Genomic DNA, 18,903 nt, shown 5'->3' with positions numbered 1-18,903 from the left:
ACGGGACTCTTTTGATGACACGACATGGATGGAAGGCGCAGTTCAGCAGCGCCGCGCTGCTGATTATTGCCGGTGCGATGACAACGGCAGCCTATGCGGCCTCTGATGCGGTTGAAGCGCCAGCCAAGCCGGTGGCGCCGAAGGACATGAAGCTCGGCGACGTGCTTCACGGCCAGCTCAACGCCATGCGTAGCCGCGACGCCAAGGGCAAGCGCGTGGATGTCTATCAGGTCGTCACCGAACCCCGCCGCCTGCCGGCGCCAGCGGGGCTTTGCAATCTGGAGACCGGACCGGAGACGTTCGAGATCGTTGTCGATGGCGAAGCTCAGGCCGCACAGTTAAAGCGCCTCATCGGCAAGGATGTCGCGTTCAAGGTTGCCGCGGTGACTTGCGCCGAGCAAGCCGGCCAGATGAGCGAAGCGCTGGTGACGAAGTGGAGCCTGGTGGGGAAGAACTAAGCTCCGCTGCCGTAGCCCGGATGGAGCGCAGCGCAATCCGGGAACCAGCGTTTCAGTTAGATCTGCTGTCCCCGCATGACGCTTCGCTCTATGCGGGCTACGGCTTTGGCGTTTAAACCCTCACCGGCCCCAGCGCCGAAAAATGCCCACGTCGCTGCAGCCAGAGCAGCAATACAAGGCTCGGCACGGCCACCATCATGCTGATCACGAAGAACATCGGCCACCCCGTCGCCTGAGCGACATAGCCAGCACCGGCTGACATATAGGTCCGCCCCACTGCCGCAAGTGCCGTGAGCAGCGCATATTGCGTGGCGGTGTGCAGCGGGTTTTTGCAAAGCGCGGAGAGATAAGCGACGAAGATCACCGTGCCGATCGCACCGGTAAAATTCTCCACCGAGATCGCGAGCGCGAGCGCCCATTGATTAACGCCGACCAGTGCCAGCCACGCGAAAGCAAGATTCGACACCGCCTGCAGCACGGCGCCGATCCACAGGCTCGCCGCCAGCGAATAGCGCCGGGCGACGAAGCCGCCGGCAAAGCCGCCGATCAGCGTGGCGGCAAGGCCGACGCCTTTGACGATCGCTGCGTAATCATTGCGCGTGAAGCCGAGATCGATGACGAAAGGTGCGGTCATCGTGCCGGAAAAGGCGTCGGTGAATTTGAACAGCACCACGAAGGCCAGCGCCGCCCAGGCGTCCTTGCGCGACAGGAATTCCGAGAAGGCGCCGATGGCAGCGCGCAGCACGCGCTGGAAGGCGCTCTCGCCTGCGGTGGCAGCTTCCGCCTGCACGGACTGCTCGGGCTCGGTGGCAACAAGCGCCGTCACCGTGCCGACCAGCACCATCGCTGCCATCGCCACATAGCCCCACATCCATGCAGATGACCGCGCAATGCCGGTGGATTCAAAAGCGCTGACCAGAAACAGGATGCCGGCGGTGGAGATCAGCATGCCGATCCGATAGGCCGCGACATAGGAGGCCATGCCGGCCGCCTGCTCGCTTTCCGGCAGGCTCTCGACGCGAAAGGCATCGACCACGATGTCCTGGGTCGAGGACATGGCCGCCACCAGCAGCGCGCCGAGCGCCACGAATAGCGGCGAACGCGCGGGATCGGTGAGTGCCAGCAGCAGGATCGCGGCAATCAGCAGCAATTGCGAAAACACCAGCCAGCCGCGGCGCCGGCCGAAGGCGCGGGTGAAGAACGGCACATGCAGCGCATCGACCAGCGGCGCCCAGAGGAATTTCAGCGTGTAGGGCGTGCCGACCAGCGCGAACAGGCCGATAGTGCCGAGATCGACGCCGCTCTCGCGCATCCAGACCAGCAGCGTGGAGCCGGACAAAGCCAGCGGCAGCCCGGACGACAGCCCGAGCATCAGCACGATCAGCACGCGCGGTTGCAGATAGACCGCCATGCTCTCGCGCAGGGAGGCACGAGGCTTGAGAGACACATCGGAGGTATCGGGCGCGCTGGTCATCTGCGAGTGCTAGCAGATTCGCATCTCATACGCCGCTGACGAGCGCGACACCTCTCCCCTCCAGGGAGAGGTCGATCCGGCGGAGCCGGAGCGGGTGAGGGGCTTCCACAAGCGATGGCGCCCGCCACGCCCCCCTCACCCGGCTTGCCCATCGATGCTGCGCATCAAAGGGCAATCCGACCTCTCCCCGGTGGGGAGAGGTGTTCGAGCGCGACCGATGGATTCAACCTTGGCGGATCGGCCTCAGATAGTCTGATTATACGCCCCGACTTCCGGATGGGTCTTCAGGACCGCATTGATGGCATCGAACATGTCGTGCATGCGCTGCTTCGACACCGGGCTCTCGACCACGACAACCAGCTCAGGCTTGTTCGACGACGCGCGCACCAGACCCCAGCTGCCGTCCTCGCAGGTAACGCGCACGCCGTTGACCGTAACGAGATCGCGGACCGGCTGGCCCGCGACCTTGTCGCCATTCTTTTGCGCCGCCTCGAAATGCTTCACCACGGCATCGACGACGCCATACTTCTTTTCGTCGTCGCAATGCGGCGACATGGTCGGCGATGACCAGGTCTTGGGTAGTGCGTCCTTGAGGTCGGCCATGGTCTTGCCGGGCGCACGATCGAGCATTTCGCAGATCGCGATGGCAGAGACGAGACCGTCGTCATAGCCACGGCCGACCGGGGCATTGAAGAAGAAATGGCCGGACTTCTCGAAGCCCGCCAGCGCCTTCAGCTCATGGGTGCGGCGCTTCATGTAGGAATGGCCGGTCTTCCAATAGGTGGTCTTGGCGTTCTGCTGCTGCAAAACGGGATCGGTCACGAACAGACCGGTCGATTTCACATCGACGACAAATTCCGCATTCTTGTGAACGGCCGACATGTCGCGCGCCAGCATGACGCCGACCTTGTCGGCGAAGATTTCCTCGCCGGTATTGTCAACGACGCCACAGCGATCACCGTCGCCGTCGAAGCCGAGGCCGACATCGGCCTTGTGTGCCAGCACTGCATCGCGGATCGCGTGCAGCATCTCCATGTCTTCGGGGTTCGGATTGTATTTCGGGAAAGTGTGATCGAGCTCGACATCGAGCGGGATGACCTCGCAGCCGATCGCTTCCATCACCTGCGGTGCAAAGGCGCCTGCCGTGCCATTGCCGCAGGCGACGACGACCTTGAGCTTGCGCTTCAACTTCGGACGATTGGTGAGGTCGGCGATGTAACGCGCTGGATAGTTCTCGTGGAAATGATAGGAGCCGCCGGGTTTGTTCTTGAACTCGGCATTCAGCACGATCTCCTTCAATCGTGTCATCTCGTCCGGCCCGAATGTCAGCGGCTTGTTGGCGCCCATCTTCACGCCGGTCCAGCCATTGTCGTTATGCGACGCCGTCACCATGGCGACACACGGCACATCGAGATCGAACTGCGCGAAATAGGCCATCGGCGTGACCGCAAGACCGATGTCATGAACCTTACATCCGGCCGCCATCAAGCCCGTCATCAACGCGTATTTGATCGAGGCGGAATAACCACGGAAATCGTGGCCGGTGACGATCTCCTGCTTCTGGCCCAGCTCAGCGATCAGCGCACCGAGCCCCATGCCCAGCGCCTGAATGCCCATCAGGTTGATTTCCTTGCCGAACAGCCAACGCGCATCATATTCGCGAAAACCCGTGGCCTTCACCATCGGCTCGGATTCGTAAGCGTAGGTGTTGGGCACGAGCAAGGGTTTCGGCTTCGGAAACATCGACGACCTCTCGCGAATGATTGGATTTTTTTGATAGCACAGCCGTGGCGGCCGCGCGCGTGCCATCTGGTAGGCACGTAGGCATTGAAGAGGTCGAGTTTGTTAGAAATTAGGCCGCAGCGTTAAGCAGCAAGGTTACTACTGCTCGAGAATCATCTGGCCGTTGGAATATTCGAACCGCTTCAGCTTGGAGAGAAACGACAATCCGAGCAAATTCTCCGACAGCGCTTCATCCGGCAGCACCATGGCATCGACATCGCGCACGGTGATCTCGCCGACCTGCACCATCGGTAGTTTGGCGCGCGCGGCCATCAGCTTCCCATTCGCGGTTGTCACCGTAGCGTTATATTCAGCGCGCGACGGACGCAGGCCGAACCGGGCAGCGGATTTTTCGTTGAGCGCGATCACCGATGCGCCGGTATCCACCATGAAGCCGATGCGCTGGCCTTCAATGCGCGCTTCGGTCTGGAAATGACCGCGGGCATCGCGCGGGATGGCGAGGCTGCGGATGCCGGCCTGCGGATTGCTGAGCGCCGCGATGCGGACAGGCGTGGTTTCCGTGCGCGCCATGGCTGGCGTCGCCGTCATCTTGTCGGCAACCTGCGCCATCACGGTGCCGAGACCGATCAGGACCGCCGCAAGAAACATGATGCTACGCATACGCAACCCTCACTGACACACCCGGGGGAACCGCAATCGAGCACGGATCCCCGCCACCGTCCGTTCGGGACGACGGGACAAGGTGCTATTTTCGCGAAAAGGATGAGCGAAGGGTTAAAGCGGAGCCGTACACGCCGATGTCGTCCTCCACGAAAGCGGGGGACCCAGTAGACGCTGGCGCCGCGGCTCCATCACAAGGGTCGGAGTTTACTGGGTCGCCCGGTCCTAGCGCGCAATTGCGCGCACGGCCGGGCGATGACAAGCGGTGTTTCACGTCCCGCGCGGCTTGGCCCGCCGTGTCGGCATGGCTGTCGCGGGATCGTCCGGCCAGGGATGGCGCGGATAGCGGCCGCGCAGGTCGGAGCGGACATCCTGGTAGCTGCCACGCCAGAAGCCGGGCAGATCCCGCGTCACCTGCACCGGGCGCTGGGCGGGCGACAGCAATTCCAGCACCAGCGGGACCTTGCCCTTGGCCACGGAAGGATGGGTGCCGAGGCCGAACAGCTCCTGCAGGCGGACCGCGATGGTCGGCCCCTGCTCGGCTTCGTAGTCGATCGCCAACATGCTGCCGGTCGGCGCTTCGAAATGGGTGGGCGCCTCCCGGTCGAGACGGGCGCGCTGGTCCCATGGCAGCAGGTTCATGATGGCATCGGACAGATCGCCGGCGGACACATCCCGCAGCGAGGTTTTGCCGAACAGCGCCGGCATCAGCCAGGTCTCGCGGGTCTCGACCAGCGCTTGATCGGACAGATCGGGCCAGGCGTCGCCCTCTGACGCGCGCAAAAACATCACGCGGCCACGCCACTGCTGCAGGGCTTTCGACCATGGCAACCGATCTAGGCCAAGCGTGGCGAGACCATCGGCGAAGACGCGCGCGGCGGCCTCGGACGCGGTGACCGTCAGCGGCGCTTCGGAGAAGGTGATGGCATGCAGCGCGCGCTTGCGGCGACCGCGCAGCGAGGTCGAGGCGCGGTCGAAACTGATCTCGTCGGCGTCGGTGATCTGGTCAGCAAAACGGGTTTCGATCTCGGCATGCGTAATGGGCGCAGCAAGCAGGATGCGGCCATTGGCGGCGGTTCCAGTGAGTTCTCCCACGGCGATGTAAGGCGCCTTGGCGAGACCGGCGCTTTGTTCGACGGAGGCGCCGCGGCCATTGGCGAGCACGAAACTGCCATTGCCGCGGTTTTTGGCGACGCGATCCGGGAAGGCGAATGCGAGCATGGTGCCGGTGGAGAGGGGCTCTGTAGATGACCCCCTCCCCCTTGTGGGGAGGGGCCGGGGTGGGGGTGCCACGCACTCCGACGTCACGTGGGGCACCCCTACCCGTCCGGCCTTCGGCCGGCCACCCTCCCCGCAAGGGGGAGGGAGAAGACACCTGCCCTGCCCAGCGCTCGGCGAGCTGCCGCGCGCTCGATGCGCGTTGCGAGCGATCGCGGCGGAACTGATCGAGACGATGGTCGAGATCGACGCTGTCGCCGCCGAGACCGCGTTCGGTGAGGATGGCAGCGATCTCGGCGGCTTCCTCGCCATAACCGAAGCGCGCGGAATCCACGATCATGCGCGCGAGACGCGGCGGCAGCGCGAGGGCACGCAGCGACTGGCCTTCCTCGGTGATCCGGCCATCGGCATCGAGCGCACCGAGCTCGACCAACAGGCTGCGCGCTTCCTTCAGCGCAGGCTGCGGCGGCGGATCGAGGAAGGTGAGCTGCGCGGGATCGCTGACGCCCCATTGCGCGCAATCGAGCAGCAGCGTGGACAGGTCGGCGCTGAGGATTTCGGGCTGCGTATAGGCGGGCAGCGAGGCCGTCTGCGGCTCGTCCCACAGCCGATAGCTGATGCCAGGCTCCGTACGACCGGCACGACCACGGCGCTGGTCGACGGCAGCGCGCGAGGCGCGCACGGTTTCCAGCCGCGTCAGGCCGATATCCGGCTCATAGCGCGGCACGCGCGCGAGACCGCAATCGACGACAATGCGCACGCCCTCGATGGTCAGCGAGGTCTCGGCAATGGACGTTGCCAGCACCACCTTGCGCTGGCCCTTCGGCGCCGGCTGGATGGCGCGATCCTGCACGGCGGCATCGAGTGCGCCGAACAGGGGCACGATCTCGATGGACGCATCCTGCACGCGCTCAGTGAGAAAATTCTGCGTGCGGCGGATTTCGGCCGCGCCGGGCAGGAAGGCCAGCACCGAGCCCGTATCCGCCCGCAATGCCGATGCGATGGCATCGGCCATCTGGCGTTCGATCTGCTGATCCGGCTTGCGGCCGAGATAGCGCGTTTCCACCGGGAAAGCGCGGCCTTCGCTGGCGATGACAGGCGCGTCGCCCAGCAGCTTTGCGATCCGCGCGCCGTCGATGGTCGCGGACATCACGAGGATGCGCAGATCCTCGCGCAATCCGGTCTGCGCGTCACGCGCGAGCGCGAGGCCCAGATCGGCATCGAGCGAGCGCTCGTGGAATTCGTCGAACAGCACCGCACCGACATCCGACAGTTCGGGATCGTCGAGAATCTGCCGCGCGAAAATGCCTTCGGTGACCACTTCGATGCGGGTCTTCCGCGAGATTTTGGAACCGAAGCGGACGCGGTAGCCCACCGTGTCGCCCGCGCGTTCGCCCAGCGTTTTCGCCATCCGCTCAGCACTGGCGCGCGCGGCGATGCGGCGCGGTTCCAGCATGATGATCTTCTTGCCCGCCAGCCACGGCGCATCGAGCAACGCCAGCGGCACGCGCGTCGTCTTGCCGGCGCCGGGCGGCGCCACCAGCACGGCAGCATTGCTCGCGTGCAATGCACCTGCCAGCTCGCCCAGCACGGCGTCGATCGGTAGGGATGTATCGAAAGTCCGGGTCATGTCGCTCGCATGTGTTAACGCCCATTAACCAGCCGGCGGAACTCGCGCAAGCGTGACCATGCGATCGACATTTTCCGCGGCGACTGCAAGGCAATTGCAACCGATTATGCCGATGATGCTGCCCGAAAGAGGCGCCGGAGAGCGATCGATATGACCATCAGCGGCACATCCGCGACTGCGCAACGCGCGGCTCAGTCTTCGCCGGAGCGGATCGACTGGGTCGATTACGCCAAGGGCATCTGCATCATCATGGTGGTGATGATGCATTCGGTGCTGGGCGTCGAGATCGCCGCCGGCCAGACCGGCTACATGCACCATCTGGTCGAATTCGCCAAACCGTTCCGGATGCCGGACTTCTTCCTGATCTCAGGCCTGTTCCTGGCCGTCGTGATCGACCGCGACTGGCGCACTTATCTCGACCGCAAGGTCATCCACTTTCTGTATTTCTACCTGCTGTGGGTCACCATCCAGTTCGGCTTCAAGGCGCCGGGCTTCGCCGCCGAACATGGCTGGCCCTATGTCGCGCAACTTTATCTGATGTCCTTCGTCGAGCCGTTCGGCACGCTGTGGTTCATCTATATGCTGCCGGTGTTCTTCGTGCTGACCAAGGCGACCCGCAACGTATCGCCGCTGCTGATCTGGACCATCGCCGCATTGCTCGAAATCGCGCCCATCACCACCGGATGGACGATGATCGACGAATTCTGCGCGCGCTTCGTCTATTTCTATTCCGGCTATCTGTTCGCCCGACAGGTCTTCGCGTTGTCGGATCAGGCACGGGCCAGGCCGATCCTCGCCTTGATCGGCCTCGCCGCATGGGCCGTGGTCAATACGCTTCTCGTTTATGGCGGGGCCAGCGAGCTTCCCGTCGTCTCGCTCGCGCTCGGCTTTGCCGGCGCAGTCGCGATCATCGTCGGCGGCACGCTGCTGGCCAAGATGCGCTGGCTCACTGTGATCCGCTTCTTCGGCGAACATTCCATCGTCATCTATCTCGCTTTCTTCCTGCCGATGGCGACGTCGCGCGCCGTGCTGCTGAAATTCGCCCCGTTCGACATCGGCACGATTTCGCTGCTGGTCACGATCAGCGGTATCGTTGGCGCGCTGATGATCTGGTGGCTGGCATTGCGGGTCCACGCCAATTTCCTGTTCGAACGTCCGGCAGCCTTCTGGATTGCGCCGAAAAAGCAGGGTGCACGGCTGCAAGCCGCGGAGTGACCTCTGCTGGATTGCCCGCTTTCGCGGGCAATCCAGCAGGTGTTAGGACTGTCATTCGTCGCAAAAATCCTTAAATTGCGGCCATGTCGAAAGCCCCCGCGAAAACCTCCGCCGATCCCGCCACCGCCTTGTCCCCGCAAGCTGCAGGCAAGGGTGATCACGTCTTTCTGGTGGACGGCTCGTCCTACATTTTTCGTGCCTATCACGCGCTGCCGCCGCTGAACCGCAAATCCGACGGCTTGCAGGTCAATGCGGTGCTCGGCTTCTGCAACATGCTGTGGAAGCTGATGCGCGACATGCCGGCGGACAACCGGCCGACCCATCTGGCGATCATCTTCGACAAATCCGAGATCACGTTCCGCAACAAGCTGTATCCGGAATACAAGGCGCACCGCCCGCCGGCGCCAGACGACCTGATCCCGCAATTCGCGCTGATCCGCGACGCCGTGCGCGCCTTCGACCTGCCCTGCATCGAGCAGGGCGGCTTCGAGGCTGACGACCTGATCGCCACCTATGTGCGGCAGGCCTGCGAGCGCGGCGCCAGCGCCACGATCGTGTCGTCCGACAAGGACCTGATGCAGCTCGTGACCGACTGCGTGGTGATGTACGACACCATGAAGGATCGCCGCCTAGGCATTGCCGAGGTGATCGAGAAATTCGGCGTGCCGCCGGAGAAGGTGGTCGAGGTGCAGGCTCTGGCCGGCGACAGCGTGGACAATGTGCCGGGCGTACCGGGCATCGGCATCAAGACAGCGGCACAGCTGATCACCGAATATGGCGATCTGGAATCGCTGCTGAACCGCGCGAGCGAGATCAAGCAACCGAAACGGCGGGAGTCGCTGATCGAGCATGCCGAGAAGGCCCGCATCTCGCGCCAACTGGTGCTGCTCGACGACAAGGTGGCGCTCGACGTACCGCTGGACGATCTGGCGGTCCATGAGCCAGATGCGCGAAAGCTGATCGCGTTTCTGAAGCGGATGGAATTCACCACCCTCACCCGCCGCGTGGCTGAATATGCGCATATCGATGTGGCGGATGTGCAGGCGGAAGGAGAAGGCGGCTCTGGGAAGCCGGCTGCCAAGGGCCGCGGTGAAGCGGGCGGCCAGGGCGGCGATCTGTTTGGTGACACCGAACAGGCATCTGTGGCGAAAAAGAAAGCCAATGGCACCGGCGCCCATGCGACGGGCCCAGGCGGCAAGGATGTCCTGACACCCATGGCCTTCGCCAAGGCGCGTGCGGAAGCCGCGCGCAACACGCCCGTGAAGCGCGATGGCTACAAGACGATCCGCAGCCACGCCGACCTCGACACATGGATCGCGCGTATTCTCGATACCGGCCATGTCGCGTTTGAAGCCAAAGCGAGTTCTATCGATCCGATGCAGGCCGATATCATCGGCATCGCCCTCGCACTGGGTCCAAATGACGCCGCTTACATCCCCTTCGCGCATCGCCAGTCCGGCGATGGCGCTGGATTGTTCGCCGCCGATCTCGAACCCGATCAGCTCAAGACCGCCGATGCGCTGGAGGCGCTGAAGCCGCTGCTGGAAACGACGGGGCTTCTCAAGATCGGTTTCAACATCAAATTCACCGCGGTGCTGTTGGCCCAGCATGGCGTCACGCTGCGCAATCATGACGATGTGCAGTTGATGTCCTATGCGCTCGATGCCGGGCGCAACGCGCATGGGCTGGACGCGCTGGCGGATAGCTGGCTCGGCCATGCGATGCTGACCCATGGCGAGATCATCGGCTCCGGCAAAGGCAAGCTCACTTATGAGCAGGTGAAGATCGAGCGCGCCACCGAATATGCCGCCGAAGACGCCGACGTCCTGCTGCGTCTGTGGACCGTGCTGAAGCCGCGCCTCGCCGCGGAGCAGATGAACACGGTCTATGAAACGCTGGAGCGGCCGCTGATTTCCGTGTTGGCCCGGATGGAGCGGCGCGGCATTTCCATCGACCGGCAGGTGCTGTCAAAACTCTCGGCGGATTTCGCGCAGACGGCGGCGCGCATCGAGTCGGAGATCAAGGAGATCGCGGGCGAGGATCTCAATATCGGCAGCCCCAAGCAGCTCGGCGACGTGCTGTTCGGCAAGATGGGCTTGCCCGGTGGCTCGAAGACCAAGACCGGTGCCTGGTCGACCTCGGCGCAGGTGCTGGATGAGCTCGCCGAACAGGGCCACGAATTCCCGCGCAAGATTCTCGACTGGCGGCAGGTGTCGAAGCTGCGCTCGACCTATACGGATGCGCTGCCGAATTACGTGCATCCGCAGACGCATCGCGTCCATACGACCTACGCGCTCGCGGCTACCACCACGGGCCGCCTGTCGTCGAACGAACCCAACCTGCAGAACATTCCGGTGCGCACCGAAGACGGGCGAAAGATCCGCCGCGCTTTCGTGGCGAGCGAGGGCCACAAGCTGGTCTCGGCCGACTATTCGCAGATCGAATTGCGCCTGCTGGCGGAGATCGCCGATATCCCGGTGCTGAAACAGGCGTTTCAGGACGGGCTCGACATTCACGCCATGACGGCGTCGGAAATGTTCGGCGTGCCGGTGAAGGACATGCCGGCTGAAATCCGCCGCCGCGCCAAGGCGATCAATTTCGGCATCATCTACGGCATCTCGGCCTTCGGCCTCGCCAACCAGCTCGGCATCCCCCGCGAGGAAGCCGGCGCCTATATCAAGAAGTATTTCGAGCGCTTCCCCGGCATCCGCGCTTACATGGACGCGACCCGCGACTTCTGCCGCGAACATGGCTACGTGACCACATTGTTCGGCCGCAAGTGTCATTACCCGGAGATCAAGGCGAGCAATCCGTCGGTGCGCGCGTTCAACGAGCGCGCGGCGATCAATGCGCGCCTGCAGGGCACGGCAGCAGATATCATCCGCCGTGCCATGGCACGGATGGAAGATGCGCTGGCCGAGAAGAAGCTCTCGGCAAAGATGCTGCTGCAGGTGCATGACGAACTGATTTTTGAGGTGCCCGACAACGAGGTGGCGGCGACGCTGCCGGTGGTGCAGCACGTGATGCAGGATGCGCCATTCCCGGCGGTGCTGCTGTCGGTGCCTTTGCAGGTGGATGCACGCGCGGCGGAGAACTGGGAAGAGGCGCATTAAGCGCGCCAACGCTAGTGGTCTCCCTCCCCGGAGCGAAGCGAATGGGGAGGGTGGCGCGTAGCGCCGGGTGGGGTTTCTCCCCACGTGACGTCGGAGCGTGGGGAAGCACCCCACCCGTCTCGACGGCTGCGCCGTCGATCCACCCTCCCCACGGCGCGGCTTCGCCGCTTGGGGGAGGGAGAAGATCAATCCAGCTTCACCTCGAACCCCCGCTGCACCGCCGGGCGGGCCATCAGCTGCTCGTACCAGCGCTTCACGTTCGGAAAGTCCTCCAGCGCCACCTTGTGGCGCGGGTGGCGCCAGGCCCAGCCGAGAATGGCGAAATCGGCCACCGACAGCGCGCCGGCGACGAATTCGTGATCGGCAAGGCGGCGATCCAGCACGCCGTAGAGACGGCGCGTTTCGTCGGAAAAGCGCTTGAGGCCGTAGGCGCGGTCCGCCTCGTTCTCCAGTGCGATGAAGTGATGGACCTGACCGGGCATCGGGCCGAAGCCGCCCATCTGCCACATCAGCCATTCCAGCACCGGAATGCGATCACCGAGCGATTTCGGCAGGAATTGTCCGGTCTTCTCGCCGAGATAGAGCAGGATGGCACCGGATTCGAACACGCTGACCGGCTTGCCATCCGGCCCCATGGGATCGACGATGGCCGGAATCTTGTTGTTCGGGCTGATCTTGAGGAATTCGGGCTTCATCTGCTCGCCCTTGCCGATATTCACCGGGAACACCTTGTAGGGCAGGCCCATTTCCTCCAGCGCCACAGAGATCTTGCGGCCGTTCGGCGTATTCCAGGTGTGCAGCTCGATGGTCATGCGTTTCCCTTTTCGATTTTCCCAACCTGTATCATCGTCCGCCCGCCCCGCAAATGACGGCTGTTGAAGAGGCAGCTTGCGCTCTGGCCTATCCGCTCCTGGGCCGGTAAATTGCGGCGGTTTACCTGAAAGCGAGATCGCCTTGTCCAACACAACCGCCCGCGCCCGCCTGCACGAGATCATCCGCGACCGTTCGTTCGGTTATGGCGAGATCACGCTCGCCTCGGGCCGCAAGAGCAATTTCTACTTCAACCTGAAGCCCACCATGTGCGACCCGGAAGGCGCGGCCCTGCTGGCCGAGCTGACCTATGAGGCGCTGAAGGACGACAAGCTCGATTATGTCGGCGGGCTGGAAATGGGCGCGGTCCCGCTGGCCGGCGCGCTGGCGCAGCTGTCCTGGATGAAGGGCGCACCGATCGGCGCCTTCTTCGTGCGCAAGAAGCCAAAGGAACACGGCGCCCGCCTCGCCATTGAGGGTCTCACCAAGACCGAGTCGCTCGCCGGCAAGCGCATCGTCATCGTCGAGGACGTCACCACCACCGGCGGCTCGGCCGTGAAGGCGCTCGACGCCGTGCGTGAGGCCGGCGCCGAAGTGGCGCTGGTGTTCACCATGGTGGACCGCGACGAAGGCGCCAGTGAGACATTTGCCGCCGCCGGTGTGCCATTTCGCTCGCTTTACAAGGCGTCGGAATTTTTGAAAGGTTGAGCCGTTGCGGCCTCCACGCGAGACCGGTTTCGGCTCCGTGTGAAAGGCTCCATCTTGCTTCGTTTCGCTTCCCTCGCGCTCTGCATCGCGGCTTTAAGCCTTGCACCCGACGCCGCTTTTGCGGCGGAAGGCCTCGACGGCGCAAAGCTGTCGCCGCTGTGGGCGCTGCCCTTTGCCGGCATCCTGCTCAGCATCGCCACCGGGCCGGTGCTGTATCACCATTTCTGGGAGCATCATTTCGGCAAGCTCGCCGCCTTCTGGGCGGCGCTCGTGATCGTGCCGCTCTGGCTCACCACCGGCACTACGGTGACGGCGCATACGCTGGCCCATACCGCGCTGCTCGAATACATCCCCTTCATCCTATTGCTGCTGGCGCTGTTCACCGTCTCGGGCGGCATCTATCTGCAGGGCAACCTGCATGACAGCGTGTTCACCAACACGGTGCTGCTCGCTTTCGGAACACTGATGGCCAGCATCGTCGGCACCACCGGCGCCTCGATGATCCTGATCCGGCCACTGCTGCGCGCCAATGACGACCGACGCCACAACGTCCATGTCGTCGTGTTCTTCATCTTCCTGGTCTCGAACATCGGCGGCTCGCTGTCGCCACTCGGCGATCCCCCGTTGTTTCTCGGCTTTTTGCGCGGCGTGGAGTTCTTCTGGACCACGCAACACCTCTGGCGCGACACATTGTTCGTCGCCTGCATCGTGCTGGCGATCTTCATGGTGCTGGACATCTATCTGCATCGCCGCGAGGACAAGCTTCCGAAGATCAAGGATCCCACTCCGGACTCGCCGCTGCGCCTGCATGGCAAGGCCAATTTCGCGCTGCTCATCGTCATCATCGCGGCGATCCTGATGAGCGGCAGCTGGAAGCCCGGCATCTCCTTCACCGTGCTCGGCACCCCGGTCGAATTGCAGAACCTGCTGCGAGACGCGATCCTGGTTCTTGTCACATTCGCCTCGCTGGCGCTGACGAAAGCCGAGCATCGCAAGGCCAATGATTTCAAATGGGGACCGATCGAGGAAGTGGCGATCCTGTTCGCCGGCATTTTCATCTGCATCGTGCCCGTCATGGCGATGTTGCAGGCCGGTGCGAACGGGCCATTCGCGCCGCTGGTCGCGCTTGTCAGCCATGCCGATGGTTCGCCGAACAACGCCGCCTATTTCTGGCTCACCGGCGGCCTGTCGTCGTTCCTCGACAATGCACCGACCTATCTCGTCTTCTTCGAACTCGCGGGCGGCGACGCCAAGGCGCTGATGACTTCGGGGGCGGCGACGCTCGCCGCGATCTCGGCCGGCGCGGTGTTCATGGGCGCCAACACCTATATCGGCAACGCGCCCAATTTCATGGTCTATGCCATTGCACGCGATGCCGGTGTGAAGATGCCGAGCTTCTTCGGCTACATGCTGTGGTCCGGCGCCGTGCTGATCCCGGTTTTCCTGCTTGCCACCTGGGTGTTTTTCATCTGACGCCAGCACTGGTTACTCCGCGTTTACCATAACGGCCTAACGTCACCCGCGAACCGGGATGGTGTCATCCCGGCCCTCGGTCATGCGTCGCGGAGCTTTGCGTTGCGTCACAATCGTCCCATGTCGCGCGTGCGTCGGCCCCTTCTCGCCTTCGGTGTGATTGCGTCTGTCGCTGTCATCCCCGAGATGGCCGCGGCTCAGGGCTTCTTCGATTTCCTGTTCGGCGGCGGCCAGCCGCAGAAGCAACAGCAGCGCCGTGGCGCGCCTGCTGAATCCAGCTTCTTCGATCCGTTCGGCCTCAACACGCCGGCCGAACAACCCGCTCCGCAACGCAGCGCAGGCGGGGGCTCCGGTGCTGCCTTTTGCGTCCGTACCTGTGACGGCAAGTATTTCCCGCTGACCCGCGGCGGCGCGAGCCCGGCGCAGATGTGCCAGGCCTTCTGCCCGGCTTCGACCACCAAGGTCTTCTTCGGCAGCAATATCGACTATGCCGCGTCATCAACCGGCGAGCGTTATGCCGACATGCCGAACGCGTTTGCCTATCGCAAGGCGCTGAAGGCGGACTGCACCTGCAATGGCCGCGACCCCGCCGGCCTCGCACCCGTCGATCTCACGCTGGATACATCGCTGCGCCCCGGCGACGTGGTGGCGACCACCAACGGCCTTGTCGCGTTCAACGGCATGCGCACCGGCAATACGCAGGCGGCCGAGTTCACGCCGGTCGCCTCCTATCCCGGCCTGACATCCGATGTGCGTGCAAGGCTCGGCGAGATGAAGGTCGCGCCGGTGGCGGCCGAGATGATCACCGACGAAGCGCCGATGGCCGAGACGCCGCGCGAAATCGCGCCGCTGCCGGCAGCCACCACCATCGCACCGAAGCGCGTGTCCGCACCGGCCGCCAAGCGCGCCGAACTGAACTGATTGCGCGTCAGCGTCCGATAATCACGCCAACGACATTCGCCGCGGACAGATATTTCTGTTCGATCTCGGCGCGCGCGGCGGCGCGGTTCTCGGGGGTCAACAGTCCGCGTTTCTCGGCCAGGATCATCCAGCAATAGCCCCACCAGTCGGTGAGCATGCCGCCATCGTCGACGAGGTCGTAACCCTGCTCGGCTGCAAAGATCCGTGCATGGGCTTCATCCAGCGCATCCAGCCATGCATGATCCGCGAGCGAGAACAGGTCATCGCTCACGTCATCGGTCGTATAGCCCCACACCGACAGACATACGGCATTGAACTCGCGGTCGATCTGGTCGTCATCGACGAGATGTCGCTGCGCCGTGCGGTGCAGACGGGACAGCGACCGCGCAAAATCCGCGATCCGGGTGAGAGCGAACTGATCAAAAGCAATGGTGGACATCTCGTCCTCGCAGGCATGAACGGCATATGGATCTGGCGGACCTAAATCCACCGAATCGGAATGATATATCAGTTACTTGCGATTTTGTTCTTTATTTGTTCACGACGGATAACGATGCGTTAAGGCCGCATTCCCGCCAGCAACGTCATCGAAGGTGCGGTTCCCGCAGATATGTTGCCCAAATGCACGGCATCGCGGTGGCAAAAGCTCACCACCCCCGCGGGTTCCGGCGACGCCAGAATGCGCGTATGCTTTCGTGCCGTGACAAAGATCAGGATGGACGGTTTGTCAGATCAACCAATGCCAGCAAAATTCCAGCCCGAGAACGTGCCGGTCGATGAACTCGCCCTGGCCGAAATCAAGAGCGCCATTCTCGTCAAGCTGACGCTGGCTATCGGCAAGGAAGCCTCCTTCGCCACCAAGCACGACTGGTACAAGGCCGCCGCGCTGGCCCTGCGCGACCGCATGGTCCATCGCTGGCTGATGTCGGACAAGGAGAGCTATGACGCTGGCCGCAAGCGCGTCTATTACCTCTCGCTCGAATTCCTGATCGGCCGCCTGTTCACCGATGCGCTCAACAATATGGGCCTGCTGCCGCTGTTCGATGCGGCGCTCGGCGATCTCGGCGTGGGCCTGGATGAACTGCGCAAATGCGAACCTGACGCGGCGCTTGGCAATGGCGGCCTCGGACGCCTCGCCGCCTGCTTCATGGAAAGCATGGCGACGCTGGCGATCCCGGCCTTTGGCTACGGGATCCGCTACAACTTCGGCCTGTTCAAGCAGGTCATCTCCCACGGCGTGCAGCAGGAATATCCGGACGAGTGGCTCGGCTTCGGCAATCCGTGGGAACTGGCGCGACGCGAGGTCACGTATAACGTGTATTTCGGCGGCAGCACCGAAACCGTCGATGACGGGAAGGGCCGCATGCATGTGGTTTGGCACCCCGGCGAAACCGTCGAGGCCGTGGCCTATGACACGCCGATCGTGGGCTGGCGCGGCCAGCATGTGAATGCGCTGCGGCTGTGGTCGGCCCGCGCGCCCGATCCGCTCAAACTCGATGTGTTCAACACCGGCGACTATGTGAGCGCGAGCGCCGAACAGGCGCGTGCCGAGGCGATCTGCAAGTTCCTGTACCCGAATGACGAGAGCGCGGCCGGCCGCGAATTGCGGCTGCGCCAGGAATATTTCTTCGTCTCCGCCTCGCTGCAGGATCTCGTCAAGCGGCACCTGGAATCCGACGGCAATCTGCGCGGCCTCGCCAACAAGGCATCGGTGCAGATGAACGATACGCATCCGAGCCTGGCCATTGCCGAGCTGATGCGCATCCTGGTCGACGTGCACAATATGCGTTGGGACGCGGCCTGGCAGATCACCACGGCGACGCTCTCCTATACCAATCACACGCTGCTGCCCGAAGCGCTGGAGACGTGGCCTGTCGAGCTGTTCGAACGGCTGCTGCCTCGCCATATCGAAATCATCTACCGCATCAATGAAGCGCATCTCGACCGCGCCGATGCGACGCGCCCAGGCGACAACGGCTACCGTGCCTCGGTCTCGATCATCGACGAGACGTCGGGCCGCCGCGTCCGCATGGGCAATCTCGCCTTTATCGGCTCGCATCGCATCAACGGCGTCTCCGCGATGCATTCGGAGCTGATGAAGGAGACCGTGTTCCACGATCTCAACCTGCTCTATCCCGGCCGCATCACCAACAAGACCAACGGCATCACCTTCCGCCGCTGGCTGATGCTCGCCAATCCGAAGCTCACCGACCTGCTCCGCGCCACCTGCGGCGAAGCGGTGCTTGATGATCCCACCCGCCTGGTGAAGCTGGAAGCCTTTGCCGGAGATGCCGCCTTCCAGCAGGCGTTCCGCAAGGTCAAGCATCAGAACAAGATCGCGCTCGCACGCGTGATCGGCGAGAAGCTGGGTGTACAGGCCGATCCGTCGGCCCTGTTCGACGTCCAGATCAAACGCATTCACGAATACAAGCGTCAGCTACTCAACATCATCGAAACCGTCGCGCTGTATCAGGCCATCAAGGACAATCCGAACGCGGACTGGGTGCCGCGCGTGAAGATTTTTGCGGGCAAGGCTGCTGCAAGCTACCGCTATGCCAAGCTGATCATCCGCCTGATCAATGATGTCGCGACGCTCGTGAACAACGATGACAGCATTCAGGGCAAGCTGAAGGTCGCGTTCCTGCCCGACTACAATGTCAGCCTCGCCGAAGTGATCATTCCGGCCGCCGATCTGTCCGAGCAGATTTCCACGGCCGGCATGGAAGCGTCCGGCACCGGCAACATGAAACTGTCGCTGAACGGCGCATTGACCATCGGCACGCTGGACGGCGCCAATATCGAAATCCGCGACAATGTCGGTCCGGAGAACATCGCCATTTTCGGCATGACCGCCGACGAAGTGGTCGCACGCCGCAATCGCGGCCTCGACGCATCGGATGTGATTACGAAGTCGCCCAATCTCGGCCGCGCCATCTATGCGATCGAGAGCGGCTTCTTCTCGCCGGACGAGCCCGGCCGTTTCGCCGCCATCGGCCACGCGCTGCGCCATCTCGACCATTACATGGTCAGTGCCGACTTCGACTCCTATTACGATGCGCAACGCGGTGTCGATACGCGCTGGAAGGCCGGCTCGGCGTGGAGCCGTGCTGCGATCCTCAACACCGCACGGATGGGCTGGTTCTCATCGGACCGCACGATCCGGGAATATGCCGAGGATATCTGGCACGTTCCGGTCGCGGGACAACTGCCGCCGACATTTGGACTGCAGGTTCGCAAATCGAACTAAGCCGACATCCAAACCCGTCAGATCACTGAGCATCCCCAAACCTCCGCCGATCACATTCGGCGAGGGTTTCTTTCATGGCACAAACACAACCATTGCGAGAAAAATTTAGCTTTACTTTGATAGAACGCCCTCATAGGTTGCAATCGTTAGATCGACAACACACTCCTCACTTCGACCACCCCCATCCGCGGCCGACGCTTCTCGCGCCAGCCAGAGGCTTGCCGTGTCAAAAG

The 18,903-nt window shown here is 63.2% G+C and carries 12 protein-coding genes and 1 pseudogene; 7 read left to right on the top strand and 6 right to left on the bottom strand.

All coding sequences use genetic code 11. The annotated features are described in order from the left end of the window. Positions 1-14 precede the first annotated feature (14 nt). Positions 15-458, top strand: a complete 444-nt coding sequence (locus tag RPMA_RS04660) for a hypothetical protein (RefSeq protein ID WP_408056505.1) — start codon at positions 15-17, stop codon at positions 456-458. 112 nt (positions 459-570) lie between these two features. Here RPMA_RS04660 and RPMA_RS04655 read toward each other — a convergent pair whose 3' ends face one another. The 4 genes and pseudogenes from RPMA_RS04655 to hrpB all read right to left on the bottom strand — a co-directional run bounded on the left by RPMA_RS04655 (position 571) and on the right by hrpB (position 7,183). Then, positions 571-1,932, bottom strand: a complete 1,362-nt coding sequence (locus tag RPMA_RS04655; RefSeq protein WP_211911750.1) for an AmpG family muropeptide MFS transporter — start codon at positions 1,930-1,932, stop codon at positions 571-573. 243 nt (positions 1,933-2,175) lie between these two features. Further along, positions 2,176-3,675 (bottom strand): phosphomannomutase/phosphoglucomutase, encoded by a 1,500-nt coding sequence (locus RPMA_RS04650; protein ID WP_211911749.1) that lies wholly within the window; start codon positions 3,673-3,675, stop codon positions 2,176-2,178. Positions 3,676-3,813: 138 nt separating this feature from the next. After that, positions 3,814-4,323, bottom strand: coding sequence for a TIGR02281 family clan AA aspartic protease (locus RPMA_RS04645; RefSeq protein WP_211913428.1), 510 nt, complete (start codon positions 4,321-4,323; stop codon positions 3,814-3,816). A 282-nt stretch (positions 4,324-4,605) separates the two neighbouring features. Further along, positions 4,606-7,183: pseudogene (hrpB, locus tag RPMA_RS04640) on the bottom strand (ATP-dependent helicase HrpB). Positions 7,184-7,333: 150 nt separating this feature from the next. Here hrpB and RPMA_RS04635 point away from each other — a divergent pair. Both RPMA_RS04635 and polA read left to right on the top strand, forming a co-directional pair. Next, positions 7,334-8,398 (top strand): acyltransferase family protein, encoded by a 1,065-nt coding sequence (locus RPMA_RS04635; protein ID WP_211911748.1) that lies wholly within the window; start codon positions 7,334-7,336, stop codon positions 8,396-8,398. Between the two features lie 83 nt (positions 8,399-8,481). Further along, the gene (gene polA / locus RPMA_RS04630) at positions 8,482-11,511 is read left to right on the top strand and encodes a DNA polymerase I (protein WP_211911747.1); all 3,030 of its coding nucleotides are present in this window, start codon (positions 8,482-8,484) and stop codon (positions 11,509-11,511) included. 185 nt (positions 11,512-11,696) lie between these two features. Here polA and RPMA_RS04625 read toward each other — a convergent pair whose 3' ends face one another. After that, complete coding sequence (locus RPMA_RS04625) at positions 11,697-12,323, bottom strand: glutathione S-transferase family protein (RefSeq protein WP_211911746.1); 627 nt, start codon at positions 12,321-12,323, stop codon at positions 11,697-11,699. A gap of 142 nt (positions 12,324-12,465) precedes the next feature. Here RPMA_RS04625 and pyrE point away from each other — a divergent pair, with 142 nt between their 5' ends. The 3 genes from pyrE to RPMA_RS04610 all read left to right on the top strand — a co-directional run bounded on the left by pyrE (position 12,466) and on the right by RPMA_RS04610 (position 15,423). Continuing rightward, positions 12,466-13,029, top strand: coding sequence for an orotate phosphoribosyltransferase (pyrE, locus tag RPMA_RS04620; RefSeq protein WP_211911745.1), 564 nt, complete (start codon positions 12,466-12,468; stop codon positions 13,027-13,029). A 54-nt stretch (positions 13,030-13,083) separates the two neighbouring features. Continuing rightward, positions 13,084-14,502: a sodium:proton antiporter gene (locus RPMA_RS04615; RefSeq protein ID WP_211911744.1), complete on the top strand. Its 1,419-nt coding sequence runs from the start codon at positions 13,084-13,086 to the stop codon at positions 14,500-14,502. Positions 14,503-14,622: 120 nt separating this feature from the next. Then, the gene (locus RPMA_RS04610; RefSeq protein WP_211911743.1) at positions 14,623-15,423 is read left to right on the top strand and encodes a DUF2865 domain-containing protein; all 801 of its coding nucleotides are present in this window, start codon (positions 14,623-14,625) and stop codon (positions 15,421-15,423) included. A 7-nt stretch (positions 15,424-15,430) separates the two neighbouring features. On the opposite strand, the gene RPMA_RS04605 is transcribed toward RPMA_RS04610, so the two are convergent. Next, a complete protein-coding gene (locus RPMA_RS04605) occupies positions 15,431-15,862 on the bottom strand; it encodes a hypothetical protein (RefSeq protein WP_211911742.1) in 432 nt (143 codons plus the stop codon). Between the two features lie 300 nt (positions 15,863-16,162). Between RPMA_RS04605 and RPMA_RS04600 the strand changes: the two genes are divergently transcribed. Further along, positions 16,163-18,670 (top strand): glycogen/starch/alpha-glucan phosphorylase, encoded by a 2,508-nt coding sequence (locus tag RPMA_RS04600; RefSeq protein ID WP_211911741.1) that lies wholly within the window; start codon positions 16,163-16,165, stop codon positions 18,668-18,670. Positions 18,671-18,903 lie beyond the last annotated feature (233 nt).

Origin of the sequence: Tardiphaga alba (assembly GCF_018279705.1) — a bacterium.
Lineage (GTDB): Bacteria > Pseudomonadota > Alphaproteobacteria > Rhizobiales > Xanthobacteraceae > Tardiphaga > Tardiphaga alba.
Note: the sequence above shows the minus strand (reverse complement) of the source record. Positions and strands in the feature narration are given on the sequence as shown.